Origin of the sequence: Streptomyces sp. NPDC058663 (assembly GCF_042716745.1) — a bacterium.
GTDB lineage: Bacteria > Actinomycetota > Actinomycetes > Streptomycetales > Streptomycetaceae > Streptomyces.
On sequence record NZ_JBHXRV010000089.1, the window covers coordinates 1 to 17,641 of the forward strand.

General features: G+C 69.9%; 9 protein-coding genes and 1 tRNA gene. 9 read left to right on the forward strand and 1 reads right to left on the reverse strand.

The window, feature by feature from the left end; translation table 11 throughout:
- Positions 1 to 309: 309 nt before the first annotated feature.
- Positions 310 to 382, forward strand: a tRNA-Thr gene (locus ACFWVV_RS36780).
- 98 nt (positions 383 to 480) lie between these two features.
- On the opposite strand, the gene ACFWVV_RS36785 is transcribed toward ACFWVV_RS36780, so the two are convergent.
- Positions 481 to 3,120, reverse strand: coding sequence for a SpoIIE family protein phosphatase (locus ACFWVV_RS36785; RefSeq protein WP_384358741.1), 2,640 nt, complete (start codon positions 3,118 to 3,120; stop codon positions 481 to 483).
- A 385-nt stretch (positions 3,121 to 3,505) separates the two neighbouring features.
- Here ACFWVV_RS36785 and ACFWVV_RS36790 point away from each other — a divergent pair, with 385 nt between their 5' ends.
- The 8 genes from ACFWVV_RS36790 (at position 3,506) to ACFWVV_RS36825 (ending at position 17,593) form a co-directional block, all read left to right on the forward strand.
- Positions 3,506 to 8,920, forward strand: a complete 5,415-nt coding sequence (locus ACFWVV_RS36790; protein WP_384358739.1) for a HAMP domain-containing protein — start codon at positions 3,506 to 3,508, stop codon at positions 8,918 to 8,920.
- Positions 8,921 to 9,207: 287 nt separating this feature from the next.
- The gene (locus ACFWVV_RS36795; protein WP_384358738.1) at positions 9,208 to 9,891 is read left to right on the forward strand and encodes a two-component system response regulator; all 684 of its coding nucleotides are present in this window, start codon (positions 9,208 to 9,210) and stop codon (positions 9,889 to 9,891) included.
- A gap of 229 nt (positions 9,892 to 10,120) precedes the next feature.
- The gene (locus ACFWVV_RS36800; protein WP_384358736.1) at positions 10,121 to 12,979 is read left to right on the forward strand and encodes a DNA translocase FtsK; all 2,859 of its coding nucleotides are present in this window, start codon (positions 10,121 to 10,123) and stop codon (positions 12,977 to 12,979) included.
- Positions 12,980 to 13,220: 241 nt separating this feature from the next.
- Positions 13,221 to 14,051, forward strand: a complete 831-nt coding sequence (locus ACFWVV_RS36805; RefSeq protein WP_384358734.1) for a helix-turn-helix domain-containing protein — start codon at positions 13,221 to 13,223, stop codon at positions 14,049 to 14,051.
- A 195-nt stretch (positions 14,052 to 14,246) separates the two neighbouring features.
- Positions 14,247 to 15,755, forward strand: coding sequence for a 30S ribosomal protein S12 methylthiotransferase RimO (rimO, locus tag ACFWVV_RS36810; protein ID WP_384358732.1), 1,509 nt, complete (start codon positions 14,247 to 14,249; stop codon positions 15,753 to 15,755).
- Positions 15,752 to 16,411: a CDP-diacylglycerol--glycerol-3-phosphate 3-phosphatidyltransferase gene (gene pgsA / locus ACFWVV_RS36815; protein ID WP_384358730.1), complete on the forward strand. Its 660-nt coding sequence runs from the start codon at positions 15,752 to 15,754 to the stop codon at positions 16,409 to 16,411. The genes rimO and pgsA overlap by 4 nt, the downstream gene beginning before the upstream one ends.
- Positions 16,412 to 16,509: 98 nt before the next feature.
- A complete protein-coding gene (locus ACFWVV_RS36820) occupies positions 16,510 to 17,088 on the forward strand; it encodes a CinA family protein (RefSeq protein ID WP_384358743.1) in 579 nt (192 codons plus the stop codon).
- 109 nt (positions 17,089 to 17,197) lie between these two features.
- Positions 17,198 to 17,593, forward strand: a complete 396-nt coding sequence (locus tag ACFWVV_RS36825) for a helix-turn-helix domain-containing protein (RefSeq protein WP_384358728.1) — start codon at positions 17,198 to 17,200, stop codon at positions 17,591 to 17,593.
- The last annotated feature ends 48 nt before the right edge of the window (positions 17,594 to 17,641 follow it).

The window sequence follows — 17,641 nt, forward strand, 5'->3', positions numbered from 1 at the left end:
GGGGACCCTGTGGGAGAGTAGGACGCCGCCGAACAATCATTGCGAAGAGCCCCGTACCGGGGATACCGGTACGGGGCTCTTCTGCGTTTACCGGCTTGTTTCCGCGGCTCCACGGTAAGCCGGGGCGCCGGTCGGTCGGTTGGACCTGGCTACTCGGCCCCTGCCGCTCCGAGATGTACAGGGCCTTGCCAGGGCCTGTACGCGTGCGTGCAGCGTGGCCCGCGGGGCCACCTCGGACCGGCGGGACGAGTGGTTCGAACTTCGGCGATTTTATGGGTATGATCTAACTCGTTGCCGCAGGGCAGCGAGGCCCCAATAGCTCAGTCGGTAGAGCGTCTCCATGGTAAGGAGAAGGTCTGCGGTTCGATTCCGCATTGGGGCTCAGGAAACGGAAAGGCCCCCGCCGGTTGGCGGGGGCCTTTTCTGTATGGGCGTGTGGGAGTGGCCGGACGGGAGTTGAGGGCGCTCCAGTCCGCCCGGCTACTGCTTCATCGGCTCCGGTACACGCATCGCGAGGATGGCCATGTCGTCGGAGGCAGGCTCCGCGGCGAAGCGCTCGACCGCCCGCAGGACGCGTGCGGCGACCGCGCCGGCCGTCAGGCCCGTACAGCCCGCGAGGACCTCGGCGAGGCCGTCGTCGCCCAGCATGCGGGTGCCCTCGCGGCGCTCCGTGATGCCGTCCGTGACGCAGAGCAGAACGTCGCCCGGGTCGAGCGTGATGGTCTCCTCGTAGAGCTCCAGGTCGTCCATCACGCCGAGCAGCGGCTGGGGTTCGGCGGCGGGGGTGACCGTGCCGTCCTGGCGGAGGCGGAGCGGGAGCGGGTGGCCCGCGCAGACGATCTTGAGAATGGAGCTGCCGTCCTCCTGCGGCCACAGCTCGCCGTACAGAAGCGTCAGGAAGCGGCTGCGGGCTCCCTCGTCGAGGATCGCCGCGTTGAGGCGTTCCAGGACGGCGGGGCCGCCGAAGCCCTCGCGGGCGAGCAGGCGCAGGGCGTGGCGGGCCAGGCCGGTGACGGCCGCGGCCTCCGGGCCCGTACCGCAGACGTCGCCGATGGCGAAGCCGTACGCGCCGTCGCGGATCGGGAAGAGGTCGTAGAAGTCGCCGCCCACTTCGTTCCCCTCGCCCGCGGCGCGGTAGATGACCTCCACCTCGACGTTGGGGACGATCGGGAGCTCCGGCGGGAGGAGGCTGCGCTGGAGGGACTGGCTGATGGCCATGCGCTCCGAGTACAGGCGGGCGTTGTCCAGGGCCAGGGCGGCGCGGCGGGAGAGGTCCTCGGCGAGTTCGAGGATCTCCTGGCGGAAGTGGTCGTCGGTGGGCTTGCCGAGGGTCAGCATGCCGATGACGCGGTTGCGGGCGACCAGGGGCAGGACGACCGTCTCCCCGCCCACCGCGGCGGCGGTGGCGAGGGTGGTGCCGATGCCCGAGGCCAGATGCGGAGTGGAGCTCAGGCCGAGGCTGCGCATCGAGGTGCGCAGGGCGGCTTGGTGGGCGGCCTCGGTGGGGGCGTTCCAGATGCGGGCGCCGGGGGTGGGGACCGGGTCGGGCGGGCTGATCCGGGACAGCAGGGCCTTCAGGCCGTCGATGCGCTCCTCGTCCTCGTGCAGCACGTAGGAGAGGTACGGGTCGGAGGCCTGGTCGGCGATCGTGTAGACGGCGCACCAGGTGGCGAGGGTGGGGACGGTCATCTGCGCCATCAGGGCCAGGGTCTGGTCGCGGTCGAGGGTGCCGGCGAGCAGGTCCGAGGCCTCGACGAGGAAGGACAGGGAGCCGCGGCGCAGGCGCTCGAGCTCGCCCAGGCGGGCGGACTCGACGGCGAGCGCGATGCGGTCGGCGGCGAACTGGAGGCGCAGGGCCTCCTCGTTGGTGTAGCGGCCGGAGGATTCGGCGGCGACGCCCAGCGAGCCGGTGAGGCGGCCCTCGACCTTGAGGGGGACGGTGACGACCGAGCGCATGCCGGTGCCGTTGAGGAGGGGGACCGCGCCGGGCACGGCGGTCAGGTCCTCGTGGACGGCGGGCATACGGGCGGAGCCGTACCTGCCGGTGCCGGCCTCGACGGGGACGCGGGCGAAGCGCTGGCGGGCGGACGGCAGACCGGTGGTGGCGCGCACTTCGAGTTCGGTCTCGTCGTCGGTGGCGAGCAGGAGGAACGCGGAGTCGGCGTCGAGCATGTCGCGGGCGCGCTCCACGGTGCGCTGGAGGAGGCCGTCCAGGTCGTCGGGGGCGGGGGAGCCGATGAAGACCTCGAAGGGATCCGTGGACCGGCCGTCGCCGAGGGTCCCGGTGGGGGAGTCGACGGCGGGCTGGCGCTGGGGAGACTGCAGGACTGCGCGGTCCATGTCCCGCACCAGGAGGCAGATCGTCGACGGCTCGCCCTCGTTGTCCCGTACCCGCAGGTGGGAGGCGTAGACCGCGAGGACGCGGCCGTCCGCGCCGCGGATGCCGTAGCTGCCCTCCCAGCGGGACATCTGCAGGGCCTCGGCGATGCCGGTGCCGATGCCGGGGGTCTGTGGCCAGGCGGTGAAGTCGGTGAAGGGTTTGCCGGTGACCTGGTCGGCCGCGTACCCGAAGAGGTCTTCGGCGTCCTCGTTCCAGGAGGCGACGGCGCCGGAGCGGTCTATCTGTACGACGGCGACGCGGATGCGGCCGTCGGCGACCGGGAGGAGGGCGTCGGCGAGGACCGGTCCTGCGACGCGGGTGCCCACCGGGCGCTGGGGCAGGTCGAGTTGGAACCAGACGTGCTTCTGGGTGGGGGTGTACTCGACGCCCCACTTGGAGGCGAGGGCCGCGCACAGGAGGAGGCCTCGGCCGCCCTCGCGGTCCGGGCCGCCGAGGGAGAGACCGGTGCCCTGGAGGGGGACTTCGCGCTCCGGGTAGTGGTCGCCGACCTCGACGCGGATGCCGTCCTCGGTGCGCAGGCACAGGACCTCGGCCTTGGTGCCCGCGTGCACGACGGCGTTGGTGACGAGTTCGCTGGTCAGTACGACGGCGTCGTCGACAAGTTCGGAATGGCCCCAGCCCTGGAGGGTGTCCCGTACGAACGCGCGGGCGGTCGCGACCGACCGCCCGACAGGTTCGAAAGTGGCAGCCGCCCGCGCCGTGATCACAGCACTCCCCATGTGGTGTTCGTCGCTTCCCCGAGTCCTGTGCCCGTTTCTCGCGGGTTCGATACGCCCTGCCAGGCTAGACCGTCGGGCGCGGAGATGTGCCACTGCGTCCCGGGTGCGTGGACGGCGGGCGTGCGGGGCGGAGGATACGACGCCTCCGCTGTAGGCTTCAACGATTTGACGCCAGGGGTGTCACACCTTGACTGTCGGACACGGCAGTGCGCCGAGGTGGAAGACTGGGAAAGCTACAAGCGAAGGCCTGGGAACGACGGTCGATCCCTGCGGGAGGGACACGGTGGAGTCTGGCGTGGCGGCGCGGGGCGAAAGCACGCGCGCAAAGGGCGGACGGTCCCGTAACAAGGGGACCACCGAGGTCGACACAGCTGCGCTCGACCGCATGCTGACGGCCTTGGTGTCGATGCGGGACGGCAACTTCAGGAAGCGGCTGACGGTCTCCGGCGACGGGGTGATGTCGGAGATCGCCGCTGTTTTCAATGAGGTTGCCGACCGGAATCTGCATCTGACGGGAGAGCTGGCCCGGGTACGGCGGATGGTCGGCCGCGAGGGCAAGCTGGCGGAGCGGCTGGAGACCGGCGCCTGCGAGGGCTCCTGGGCGACCGCCATCGACGCCTCCAACGCGCTCGTCGAGGATCTCGTACGGCCGGTTTCCGAGGTCGGCAGGGTGCTGTCCGCCGTGGCGGAGGGCGACCTCGAGCAGCGGATGGAGCTGCGGTCGCAGGGTGGCGAGGGCAACGGGCACCCGTTGCGCGGTGAGTTCCTCAAGGTCGGGCGCACCGTCAACAACCTGGTCGACCAGCTGTCCGCGTTCACCGACGAGGTGACGCGCGTCGCGCTGGAGGTCGGTACCGAGGGCAAGCTGGGCGGTCAGGCGCAGGTGCGCGGCATGTCCGGTTCGTGGAAGGACCTCACGGACTCCGTCAATACGATGGCGTACCGGCTGACCGCGCAGGTGCGCGACATCGCGCTGGTGACGACGGCGGTCGCCAAGGGTGATCTGTCGCGCAAGGTCACCGTGCACGTGGCCGGCGAGATGCTCCAGCTGAAGAACACCGTGAACACGATGGTGGACCAGCTCTCGTCGTTCTCGTCCGAGGTGACGAGGGTCGCGCGCGAGGTGGGCACCGAGGGCGAGCTGGGCGGGCAGGCGCAGGTGCCCGGTGTGGCCGGGGTGTGGAAGGACCTCACCGATTCGGTGAACCTGATGGCCGGGAACCTGACCGCCCAGGTGCGGGGGATCGCCGAGGTGACGACCGCGGTCGCCAGCGGTGACCTGTCGCGGAAGGTCACGGTGAGTGCGCGCGGCGAGGTCGCCCAGCTCGCAGAAACCATCAACCAGATGACCGAGACGCTGCGGACCTTCGCGGACGAGGTGACCCGGGTCGCCAGTGAGGTCGGGGGTGAGGGGCAGCTCGGCGGGCAGGCGCAGGTGCCGGGTGCGGCGGGTACGTGGAAGGATCTGACGGACTCGGTCAACACCGCTTTCCGTAACCTCACGGATCAGGTGCGGAACATCGCGCAGGTCACCACGGCCGTCGCCAACGGCGACATGACGCAGAAGGTCACCGTCGATGTGGCCGGCGAGATGCTGGAGCTGAAGAACACCGTCAACACGATGGTGGAGCAGCTCCAGTCCTTCGGTTCCGAAGTGACGCGGGTGGCGCGCGAGGTCGGAGTCGAGGGCCAGCTCGGCGGGCAGGCGCAGGTGCCGGGCGCGGCGGGTACGTGGAAGGACCTGACGGACTCCGTCAACACCGCTTTCCGTAACCTCACGGGCCAGGTGCGGAACATCGCGCAGGTCACCACGGCCGTCGCCAACGGCGATCTGTCGCAGAAGGTCACGGTCGACGTCTCCGGCGAGATGCTGGAGCTGAAGAACACCGTGAACACGATGGTCGACCAGCTGTCGTCGTTCGCCGACCAGGTCACGCGGATGGCGCGCGACGTGGGTACGGAGGGGCGCCTCGGCGGGCAGGCGCGGGTCGACGGGGTCAGCGGTACGTGGAAGGAACTCACCGACTCCGTCAACTTCATGGCCGGCAACCTGACGTCGCAGGTGCGGCAGATCGCCCAGGTCACGACGGCAGTGGCGCGCGGTGACCTGTCGCAGAAGATCGACGTGGACGCGCGCGGCGAGATCCTGGAGCTGAAGAGCACCATCAACACGATGGTCGACCAGCTGTCCGCCTTCGCCGACCAGGTGACCCGGGTGGCCCGCGAGGTGGGCACCGAGGGGCGGCTCGGCGGACAGGCCCAGGTGCCCGGCGTGGCCGGGGTGTGGCGGGATCTGACGGACTCGGTGAACGGCATGGCCGGGAACCTCACCGATCAGGTGCGCAACATCGCCCAGGTCGCCACCGCGGTGGCGCGCGGTGACCTGTCGCAGAAGATCGACGTGGACGCGCGCGGCGAGATCCTGGAGCTGAAGAACACCCTCAACACGATGGTCGACCAGCTGTCGAACTTCGCGGAGCAGGTGACCCGGGTGGCCCGCGAGGTGGGCACCGAGGGCATTCTCGGCGGGCAGGCGGAGGTCCAGGGTGTCAGCGGCACCTGGAAGGACCTGACCCAGTCAGTCAACTTCATGGCCAACAACCTGACTTCGCAGGTGCGCAACATCGCCGAAGTGACGACGGCGGTCGCCAAGGGCGACCTGTCGAAGAAGATCACTGTCGATGCGAAGGGGGAGATCCTCGACCTCGTCACGACCGTGAACACGATGGTCGACCAGCTCTCCAACTTCGCCGACGAGGTGACCCGGGTGGCCCGTGAGGTGGGCACCGAGGGCATCCTCGGCGGGCAGGCCCGGGTGCGGGGGGTCACCGGCATCTGGAAGGACCTCAGCGACAACGTCAACACGATGGCGAACAACCTGACGTCGCAGGTGCGGAACATCTCCCGGGTGTCGTCCGCGGTCGCCAACGGCGATCTCACGAAGAAGGTCACCGTCGAGGCGCGCGGCGAGGTCGCCGAGCTGGCCGACACGGTGAACACCATGGTGACCACGCTGTCGTCGTTCGCCGACGAGGTGACCCGGGTGGCCCGGGAGGTGGGTACGGAGGGCGAGCTGGGCGGCCAGGCGCGGGTGCCGGGTGTGGCGGGTACGTGGAAGGACCTCACCGAGTCGGTGAACTCGATGGCCTCCAACCTGACCGGCCAGGTGCGGCAGATCGCCGCCGTCACCACCGCCATCGCCAAGGGCGACCTCACCAAGAAGATCGACATCGACGCGCGCGGAGAGATCCAGGACCTGAAGGACACCATCAACACGATGGTCGACCAGCTGTCCTCGTTCGCCGACCAGGTCACCAGGGTGGCCCGTGAGGTGGGTACCGACGGTCAGCTGGGCGGTCAGGCCCGGGTGCGCGACGTGGACGGCACCTGGCGCGACCTCACGGAGTCCGTGAACGAGATGGCCGGGAACCTCACCCGCCAGGTGCGGGCCATCGCGAAGGTGGCCACGGCGGTGACCCGTGGCGATCTCACCCTGAAGATCGACGTGGACGCCGCAGGGGAGATCCAGGAGCTCCAGGACAACATCAACACGATGATCTCCAACCTGCGCGACACCACCCTGGCCAACAAGGAGCAGGACTGGCTCAAGGGCAACCTGGCCCGGATCTCCGGCCTGATGCAGGGCCGCCGGGACCTCGACGATGTCGCCTCGCTGATCATGAGCGAGCTGACGCCGGTGGTCTCCGCGCAGCAGGGCGCTTTCTTCCTCGCGATGGCGTCGGGGGCGGGCGCGGCCAAGGGGGCCGAGGTCGGGGCCGAGGCGGACAGTCCGTATCAGCTGCGGATGCGCGGGAGCTACGGGTACTCGCCGAGCGGCATGCCGACCGTCTTCCGGCCGGGGGAGACCCTGATCGGTACCGCGGCCGAGGAGAAGCGGACCATCCAGGTGAAGGTGCCCGAGGGGTATCTGAAGATCTCCTCGGGGCTGGGCGAGGCGCCGCCGGCGCATGTGATCGTGCTGCCGGTGCTCTTCGAGGGGCAGGTCCTGGGGGTGATCGAGCTGGCGTCGTTCCAGCCGTTCACGCAGATCCAGCGGGACTTCCTCAACCAGATCGCGGAGATGATCGCGACCAGCGTCAACACCATCAGCGTCAATACCAAGACCGAGGTACTGCTGGAGCAGTCGCAGGAGCTCACCGAGCAACTGCGCGAGCGCTCCGAGGAGTTGGAGAACCGGCAGAAGGCGCTCCAGGAGTCCAACGCCGAACTGGAGGAGAAGGCCGAGCTGCTGGCCCGGCAGAACCGCGACATCGAGGTGAAGAACACCGAGATCGAGGAGGCCCGGCAGGTGCTGGAGGAGCGGGCCGAGCAGCTCGCCGTCTCCATGCGCTACAAGTCGGAGTTCCTGGCGAACATGTCGCACGAGCTGCGCACCCCGCTCAACTCCCTGCTGATCCTGGCCAAGTTGCTCGCCGACAACGCCGAGGGGAATCTCTCCCCGAAACAGGTCGAGTTCGCCGAGACCATCCACGGCGCGGGCTCCGACCTGCTCCAGTTGATCAACGACATCCTCGACCTCTCCAAGGTCGAGGCGGGCAAGATGGACGTGTCGCCGACCCGGATCGCCCTGGTCCAGCTCGTCGACTACGTGGAGGCCACCTTCCGGCCGCTCACCGCGGAGAAGGGCCTGGACTTCTCGGTACGGGTCTCCCCGGAGCTGCCCGCCACCCTGCACACCGACGAGCAGCGCCTGCTCCAGGTGCTGCGCAACCTGCTGTCCAACGCGGTGAAGTTCACCGACACCGGAGCTGTCGAGCTGGTGATCAGGCCCGCCGGCGCCGACGTACCGCACGAGATCCGTGAGCAGTTGCTCGAAGCGGGGTCGCTGCGGGACGCGGACGGCGACCTGATCGCCTTCTCGGTCACCGACACCGGCATCGGGATCGCGGCCAGCAAGATGCGGGTGATCTTCGAGGCGTTCAAGCAGGCCGACGGGACGACCAGCAGGAAGTACGGCGGTACGGGGCTCGGTCTGTCGATCAGCCGGGAGATCGCGCGGCTGCTCGGCGGTGAGATCCACGCGGCGAGCGAACCGGGGCGCGGCTCGACGTTCACCCTGTTCCTGCCGTTGCACCCCAGCGAGCTGCCGCCGCAGGGCTACCCGCAGCTGGCGCCCGGCGGGCTGGAACTGCCGCGCAGGGCACCGGAGGAGGAGCAGCCGCAGTCCGCGGAGTCCTCGGCTCCGTACGGCGCGGAGTCCTCGGCCCCGTACGGCTACCTGTCGGACGAGCCGCAGACCGGTGCCGCCGGCCTCTTCCGTCGCCGCCGCAAGGCGCTCGAGGCGGGCGAGCAGCGGCCCGCGCTGCCCGGCCAGCCCTCGGCGCCGCCGAGCGGGACCACGCCGCAGGAGCCGTGGGTGGGTCAGGAGGCGGCGCCCGAGGAGCGGCGCACCTTCGGCTTCGCCGGCGAGAAGGTGCTGATCGTCGACGACGACATCCGCAACGTCTTCGCGCTCACCAGCGTCCTGGAGCAGCACGGGCTTGCCGTGCTGTACGCGGAGAACGGGCGCGAGGGCATCGAAGTCCTGGAGCAGCATGACGATGTGACGGTCGTGCTGATGGACATCATGATGCCGGAGATGGACGGGTACGCGACGACGACGGCGATCCGCAGGATGCCGCAGTTCGCCGGGCTGCCGATCATCGCGCTGACCGCCAAGGCGATGAAGGGCGACCGGGAGAAGGCCATCGACTCGGGTGCGTCGGACTATGTGACCAAGCCGGTGGACCCCGACCATCTGCTCGGTGTGATGCAGCGGTGGATGAGCGGGGAGGAGTGATCCCGGTGCCGCCGCGAGCACCCGGGTGACCGTACGGTGGGCCGGGTGGACCGTCGGCCGCGGACAGTCCTGCTGACTGACTGTGGCCGACGGCGTGTGAGAGCACGGGATTCGGGGAACCTATCGGTCTCCCGATGCGTTTCTGCTACGTGCACAGTGACATCGCGGTGACAGGGTGTGGCGACCGGGTGGGTACGGCTACCATGACCGGCACAAGGACGGGCGACGCAAGGGAGTCGTCCTCCGGGGCGGCGCCCGGTGCACTGCCGGGGCGAGGAGGACGGGCCATGGTGCAGAAGGCCAAGATCCTCCTGGTCGATGACCGGCCGGAGAATCTGTTGGCGCTGGAGGCCATCCTCTCTGCGCTCGATCAGACACTGGTGAGGGCATCGTCAGGGGAGGAAGCGCTCAAAGCACTGCTTACTGATGACTTCGCGGTCATTCTGCTGGATGTTCAGATGCCGGGAATGGACGGTTTCGAAACCGCCGCGCACATCAAGCGGCGGGAGCGGACCAGGGACATCCCGATCATCTTCCTCACCGCGATCAACCATGGTCCGCATCACACCTTCCGGGGTTATGCGGCGGGTGCGGTGGACTACATCTCGAAGCCGTTCGACCCCTGGGTGCTGCGCGCCAAGGTCTCGGTCTTCGTCGAGCTGTACATGAAGAACTGTCAGCTGCGAGAGCAGGCGGCGCTGCTGCGCCTCCAGTTGGAAGGTACGAACCGGGCGGACGCGGGAGTGGTCAAGGAGCCCGCGGGGCTGCTGGCCGAGCTGTCCGCGCGGCTCGCGGCGGTCGAGGAGCAGGCGGAGGCGTTGTCCAAGCAGCTCGACGACGACTCGGCGGACGCCGCAGCCGTGGCCACCGCGGCGCACCTGGAGCGCAAGCTCACCGGACTGCGCCGGGCGCTGGACGCCCTCGAACCGGGCACCGGTGGAGGTACGGGCACGCTCCCGTCGCAGAACTGACGGTGCGTGGCGGCCCGCGTACGGCGGGTGGACGGAAGTGACGGTGCGGCAGCCCCGTTCCTGGCGACGTGTCAGGGGCGGGGCTGCCGCATGTGGCCGGGGTTCGGGGGCAGACTCGGGGGGCCGCCCGAGCGGGCCGTCAATTACCGGTGGGACAAAGGGCGACACGGTCGGGTGAAGCAGTGGGCACACGTGTCGCCGGGCGTCTCCACCGGTAACCTCTTGCCCCATGGCCTCACGTACGTCCGGCAAGGGTTCTCAGGGCACGACGGGCACCGCGAAGCCGCGCGCCGGCCGTACGCCGGGCGCTGCGAAGAAGGCGGCGCCCGCCAGGTCCGCGGCGAAACCACCCGTGAAGAAGACCGCCCCCAAGAAGGCGCCCGCGAAGAAGGCTCCCGCCAGGAAGGCGGCGGCCCGGCCGGCGCCCAGGCCGGCGCCGTCTCCGACCGGGGGCATCTACCGGCTGGTGCGCGGTGCCTACCTCGGTCTGGCGCACGGCGTCGGGGCGATGTTCCGCGGCATAGGGCGGGGCGCGAAGGGGCTCGACCCGGCGCATCGCAAGGACGGGCTCGCGCTGCTGCTGCTCGGCCTCGCGCTGATCGTCGCGGCGGGGACCTGGGCCCAGTTGCGCGGCCCCGTCGGCGACCTGGTGAAGTTGCTGATCACCGGCGCCTTCGGGCGGCTCGACCTGTTGGTGCCGATCCTGCTCGGCGCCATCGGCGTGCGGCTGATCATGCATCCGGAGCGCCCCGAGGCCAACGGGCGGATCGTCATCGGTCTGTCCGCGCTGGTGATCGGTGTGCTGGGCCAGGTGCACATCGCGTGCGGTTCTCCGGGGCGCGGCGACGGCAGTGAGGCGATGCAGGACGCAGGCGGGCTGATCGGCTGGGCCGCCTCGGTGCCGCTGACCTTCACGATGGGCACGGTGCTCGCCGTACCGCTGCTGCTGCTCGTCACGGTCTTCGGGCTGCTGGTCGTCACGGCGACACCGGTCAACGCTATTCCGCAGCGGCTGCGGCAGCTCGGCATCCGGCTGGGCGTCATAGAGCCCAGGCCGGGGGAGCGGATCGCGCACTCCGAGGGCATCGACGGCGAGGACGACGAGCGGTACGACGAACAGTGGCGCGAGGCGCTTCCCGCCGGCGCGCAGCGCCCCTCCGCGCGCCGGAGCGCGGCGCGCAGCCACGACCCGGAGGCCGCCGAGGAAGAAGCGCTGGGGCGCCGCCGCAGGCCCCGCAGGGCCCCGTCGGTGCAGCCCTCGCAGTACGGCAGGCCGCAGGACGCGGTGGATGTGGCGGCCGCCGCTGCCGCCGCGCTCGACGGCGCGGTGATGAACGGCCTGCCCCCCTCGCCGGTCGTCGCCGACCTGACCCAGGGCGTCGCCCCGGAGCAGGAGCGGACCTCGTCCGTGCCCCCGGCGCGCGAGGCCGCCCCGCCCGCCCCCGCCCCCGCGGAGTCCGCCGCGCCGGCCTCCCCGCCGCCGGGAAGGACCCGCCCGGTCGGCGCCCGGCAGACCGACACCCCGCCGCCGAGGGTGGCCGACCTCACCAAGGCGCCGCCGGAGGTGCCCCAGGTGCTGCCGTCGCGGGCCGAGCAGCTCCAGCTCTCCGGGGACATCACGTACTCGCTGCCCTCGCTGGACCTGCTGGAGCGCGGCGGACCCGGCAAGACGCGCAGCGCGGCCAACGACGCCGTCGTGGAATCGCTCTCGACCGTCTTCATGGAGTTCAAGGTCGACGCGGCCGTCACCGGCTTCACCCGCGGCCCGACCGTGACCCGCTACGAGGTGGAACTCGGACCCGCCGTCAAGGTCGAGAAGATCACCGCTCTGACGAAGAACATCGCGTACGCGGTGGCGTCCCCTGACGTCCGGATCATCTCGCCGATCCCCGGCAAGTCCGCCGTCGGCATCGAGATCCCCAACAGCGACCGCGAGATGGTCAACCTCGGCGACGTGCTCCGCCTCGCGGACGCCGCGGAGGACGACCACCCGATGCTGGTCGCGCTCGGCAAGAACGTCGAGGGCGGCTACGAGATGGCCAACCTGGCGAAGATGCCGCACGTGCTCGTGGCCGGCGCGACCGGCTCCGGAAAGTCGTCCTGCATCAACTGCCTGATCACCTCGATCATGGTCAGGGCCACCCCGGAGGACGTACGGATGGTGCTGGTCGACCCCAAGCGGGTCGAGCTGACCGCGTACGAAGGCATCCCGCACCTGATCACCCCCATCATCACCAACCCGAAGCGGGCCGCCGAAGCGCTCCAGTGGGTGGTACGGGAAATGGACCTGCGGTACGACGACCTCGCGGCGTTCGGCTACCGGCACATCGACGACTTCAACGCCGCCGTGCGCTCCGGCAAGCTCAAGACGCCCGAGGGCAGCGAGCGCGAGCTCCAGGCCTATCCGTACCTGCTCGTCATCGTCGACGAGCTCGCGGACCTGATGATGGTCGCGCCGCGCGACGTCGAGGACTCGATCGTCCGCATCACCCAGTTGGCCCGAGCGGCCGGAATCCATCTGGTGCTCGCCACCCAGCGGCCGTCCGTGGACGTCGTCACCGGCCTGATCAAGGCGAACGTGCCCTCCCGGCTCGCCTTCGCCACCTCCTCCCTCGCCGACAGCCGGGTCATCCTCGACCAGCCGGGCGCCGAGAAGCTGATCGGCAAGGGCGACGGGCTGTTCCTGCCGATGGGCGCCAACAAGCCGACCCGTATGCAGGGCGCCTTCGTCACCGAGGACGAGGTCGCGGCCGTCGTCCAGCACTGCAAGGACCAGATGGCCCCGGTCTTCCGGGACGACGTGGTGGTCGGCACCAAGCAGAAGAAGGAGATCGACGAGGACATCGGCGACGACCTCGACCTGTTGTGCCAGGCCGCTGAGCTGGTTGTTTCCACCCAGTTCGGGTCGACGTCGATGCTTCAGCGCAAGCTGCGCGTGGGATTCGCGAAGGCGGGCAGGCTCATGGACCTGATGGAGTCCCGGGGCATTGTGGGGCCGAGCGAGGGGTCGAAGGCACGCGACGTTCTCGTGAAGCCGGACGAATTGGATGGCGTACTGGACGTGATCCGGGGAGAGTCTCCCTCATAGGGCCCAACGAGACTCACTCGTAAGAGAACACAGGCAACCGTTTCTCTTGCGGGTACGTCCAGTTGAGGGAAGGGAGGCAGCCATGGCCGGGCAGCGCTGTTCGCGGCTGCGGTGCGGTGGTGCCTTCGGTCCTTCGGAACGTTCCGATGGCGTACAAAGACCGCCTCCCGATTGCCCCACCCTTTCGTCACCCCCCTAGACTGAACCTCCAGCAGGTGGCTCACGCTCGAAAGGCGCCCCCGTGTCCATCGGCAGCTCCCCAGACTCCCCCGGCAACTCCCCTGAAGACGACCGTCCCACCATCGGTCGTGCCCTCCAGCAGGCCCGGATCGCCGCAGGTCTGACGGTCGATGAAGTCAGTACGTCGACCCGGGTGCGCATCCCCATCGTCCACGCCATCGAGTCGGACGACTTCTCGCGGTGCGGCGGCGACGTGTACGCCCGCGGCCACATCCGCACCCTCGCGGCCGCCGTCGGACTCGACCCGGCAGCACTGGTCGCACAGTACGACGGCGAACACGGCGGACGGCCCGCGCCGACGCCGGCCGCCCCGCTCTTCGAGGCCGAGCGGATCAGACCTGAGCCGCGCAGGCCCAACTGGACCGCCGCCATGGTCGCCGCGATCGTCGCGGTGATCGGCTTCGTCGGCTTCACGATGTTCAGCGGCGACGACAAGGCGAGCGGATCGCGGAGCGTCGCGGAAGGCGCCACCGCCACCGCGCCCGCCCCCAAGCCGACCCCGACCAAGCCCAGGCCCACCGACGTCAAGCCGCCCGCCCCCGCGGACAGCGCCATCGCGGCCGCCCCGGCGGACCGGGTCACGGTCAAGATGGTGGCGACCGGAGAGAAGAGCTGGGTCTCGGCCCGCGCCCACAACGGGCGGCTGCTCTACGACGGCTTCCTCAAGCAGGGCGAGTCCAAGATCTTCACCGACCCGAAGAAGCTCGACGTCGTCCTCGGTGACGCCGGAGCCGTCCAGCTGTTCGTGAACGGCAAGGAGGTCGTGGACGACTTCCGCCCCGGCCAGGTCGAGCGGCTCACCTACACCAAGGGCGACCCGGAAGTGGGCTGAGCCGACCCTGCGGGGCTCCGTTTCGGAGCCGACCGTGCGGGTGACGTTTCGGACAGGGCCGGGTGCGAGCACACGCACCCGGCCCTCGTCTCTCTCCGCGGCGTCTTCGCAGGTCGGAAGGGGTAGCGCGGGGAGAGGGCGTGGGGCGGCCCCTCCGGGGAAGGGTGTGCGCCGGGACAAAGTAGTCTTGAGTCCATGCCCGAACGCCGCACCGTCGCCCTTGTCACTCTTGGCTGCGCCCGTAACGAGGTGGACTCGGAGGAGCTTGCAGGCCGCTTGGCAGCGGACGGCTGGGACCTCGTCGAGAACGCCGCGGACGCGGACGTCGCCGTCGTCAACACCTGCGGATTCGTCGAAGCCGCCAAGAAGGACTCCGTCGACGCCCTGCTCGAAGCCAACGATCTCAAGGACCACGGCCGCACCCAGGCCGTCGTCGCCGTGGGCTGCATGGCCGAGCGGTACGGCAAGGACCTCGCCGAGGCCCTGCCGGAGGCCGACGGCGTGCTCGGCTTCGACGACTACTCCGACATCTCCAACCGCCTCCAGACCATCCTCGCGGGCGGTTCTGTCGAGGCACACACCCCGCGCGACCGGCGCCAGCTGCTCCCGATCAGCCCGGCCGAGCGGCAGGACGCCCGCGTCTCGCTGCCCGGCCATGCGCAGGAGGAGCCTGCCCCGGCCCCCGCCGACCTGCCGGAGGGTGTCGCTCCGGAGTCCGGACCGCGGGCGCCGCTCCGCCGCCGTCTGGGCAGCAGCCCGGTGGCCTCGGTGAAGCTCGCCTCCGGCTGCGACCGGCGCTGCTCGTTCTGCGCCATCCCCTCCTTCCGCGGCTCCTTCATCTCCCGGCGCCCCAGCGACGTGCTCCAGGAGACGCGCTGGCTGGCCGAGCAGGGAGTGAAGGAGGTCATGCTGGTCTCCGAGAACAACACCTCGTACGGCAAGGACCTGGGCGACATCCGCCTCCTGGAGACGCTGCTGCCCGAGCTGGCGGACGTCGAGGGCATCGAGCGGGTCCGGGTCAGCTACCTCCAGCCGGCCGAGATGCGCCCCGGCCTGATCGACGTACTGACCTCCACGCCCAAGGTCGTCCCCTACTTCGACCTGTCCTTTCAGCACTCCGCGCCCGGCGTGCTGCGGTCGATGCGGCGCTTCGGCTCCACCGAGCAGTTCTGGCAGCTGCTGGAGACCATCCGCGCCAAGGCCCCGCACGCCGGTGTGCGCTCGAACTTCATCGTGGGCTTCCCCGGTGAGAGCGAAGCGGATTTCGCCGAGCTGGAGCGCTTCCTCACCGGTGCCCGCCTGGACGCCATCGGTGTCTTCGGCTACTCGGACGAGGACGGCACCGAGGCCGTGACGTACGAGAACAAGCTTGACGAGGACGTGATCGCGAAGCGGCTCGCACACCTGTCGCGGCTGGCGGAGGAGCTCACCGCGCAGCGCGCGGAGGAGCGGGTCGGTGAGACGCTGGAGGTACTGGTCGAATCGATCGACGACGAGGACGGCGCGATCGGCCGGGCGGCGCACCAGGCGCCCGAGACGGACGGCCAGGTGGTCTTCACGACCAGCCACGGGTTGACGCCGGGCCGTATGGTCTTCGCAAAGGTGGTCGGCACCGAGGGCGTGGACCTCGTCGCCGAGCCGATGCCTGGTGGGCCCGAGGTGGCCGACGGGTCCAGCGAGGTTCCTGAGGAGGCGGCCAGATGAGCGGAATCCCGGCGTCCGCGACGGGCGGCACCGGCAGGGCGCCGGTGACCGGCGGAAAGCTGGGTGGCGCGGTGGTGGTGAGCCAGGCCAGTCTGTGGAACATCGCCAACATCCTGACGATGGTGCGCCTCGTGCTGGTGCCGGGATTCGTGGCTCTGCTCCTCGCGGAGGGCGGGCACGACCCGATATGGCGGGCGTGGGCGTGGGCGGCGTTCGCCGTCGCGATGATCACCGACGTGTTCGACGGCCATCTGGCGCGTACGTACAACCTGGTCACGGACTTCGGGAAGATCGCAGACCCGATCGCGGACAAGGCGATCATGGCGGCCGGGCTGATCAGTCTGTCGGCCCTGGGGGATCTGCCCTGGTGGGTGACCGGGGTGATCCTCTTCCGCGAGCTGGGGATCACGCTGATGCGGTTCTGGGTGATCCGGCACGGGGTGATTCCGGCCAGCCGCGGCGGCAAGATGAAGACGCTCGCCCAGGGCACGGCGGTCGGCATGTACGTGCTGATGCTGGAGGGGCCGCTGGCCACGTTCCGGTGGTGGATGATGGCGGTGGCCGTGGTGCTGACGGTGGTGACCGGCCTGGACTACGTACGGCAGGCGGTCGTGCTGCGGCGGGCCGGACTGGCGGCGGAGCGGGCCGCTCGGTGAGTTCGGTGTCGGGCGGGGCTGCCGGGGCGAGGGACGTTTCCGGTGCTGGTGCTGGTGCTGGTGCTGGTGCTGGTGATGCTGTGGTTGTGGGTGCTGGTGTGGGTCGTGCAGCTGCCGGGGTGTTGGCGGAGCTGGGTGCCAGGGGGCAGACGCTGGCGGTTGCCGAGTCGCTGACCGGCGGTCTGGTGGCCGCGGAGCTGACGGAGGTGCCCGGGGCCTCCCAGGTCTTCCGCGGGTCCGTGACGGCGTACGCGACCGAACTCAAGCGTGATCTTCTCGGTGTCGCTCCCGGCCTGCTGCGGGAGCGCGGTGCCGTGGACGGCGAGGTCGCACGGCAGATGGCGGCCGGTGTGCGACGGGTTCTCGGGGCCGACTGGGGCATCGCGACGACAGGGGTCGCCGGCCCCGATCCGCAGGACGGGCAACCGGTCGGCACGGTTTTCGTGGCCGTCGCAGGACCCGAAGGGGTACAGAAAGTGGCGGCACTGCGGTTGAACGGCAGCCGTTCGGACATTCGTAGAGAGAGTGTGCGGGGAGTTTTCGGGCTGCTCGCAAGCGAGCTGGCCGACCGGACCGAGAGGGATCCGGCTGGGCCCGCGGGTGAACCGAACGGGAGGGCGGATGAACCGTTCGAGAATGTGCGGGCACAGGATACGGAACAGAACGGGGGGACTTGATGTTTGCAGCCCTGAGTGAACACGACATCGCTCCCCGCACGGCCGCAGCGCGAGGCGGTACGGTGGGGCGTGAAGGATGCGGCTACGCGGTCCGAGGAGGGAGCCACCGATGATTCTGCTCCGTCGCCTGCTGGGTGACGTGCTGCGTCGGCAGCGCCAGCGCCAGGGCCGTACTCTGCGCGAAGTCTCCTCGTCCGCCCGGGTTTCGCTCGGCTATCTCTCCGAGGTGGAGCGGGGGCAGAAGGAGGCATCTTCCGAGCTGCTTTCCGCGATCTGCGACGCGCTGGATGTACGGATGTCCGAGCTCATGCGGGAAGTGAGCGACGAGCTTTCCCTGGCCGAACTGGCGGCGTCGGCTGCGGCCGGCGAGACGCCGGTGCGCCAGCCGGTACGACCGATGCTCAATGCGGTCTCCGTGACGTCGGTGACCGGCGTGCCCGGTGTGCCGACCGAGCGAGTGACGATCAAGGCACCTGCGGAAGCGGTGGACGTCGTCGCTGCCTAGCGAATGAAGTAGTGCGTGGGCCCGAGCCCCGGGCGGCCTCTTGGAGGC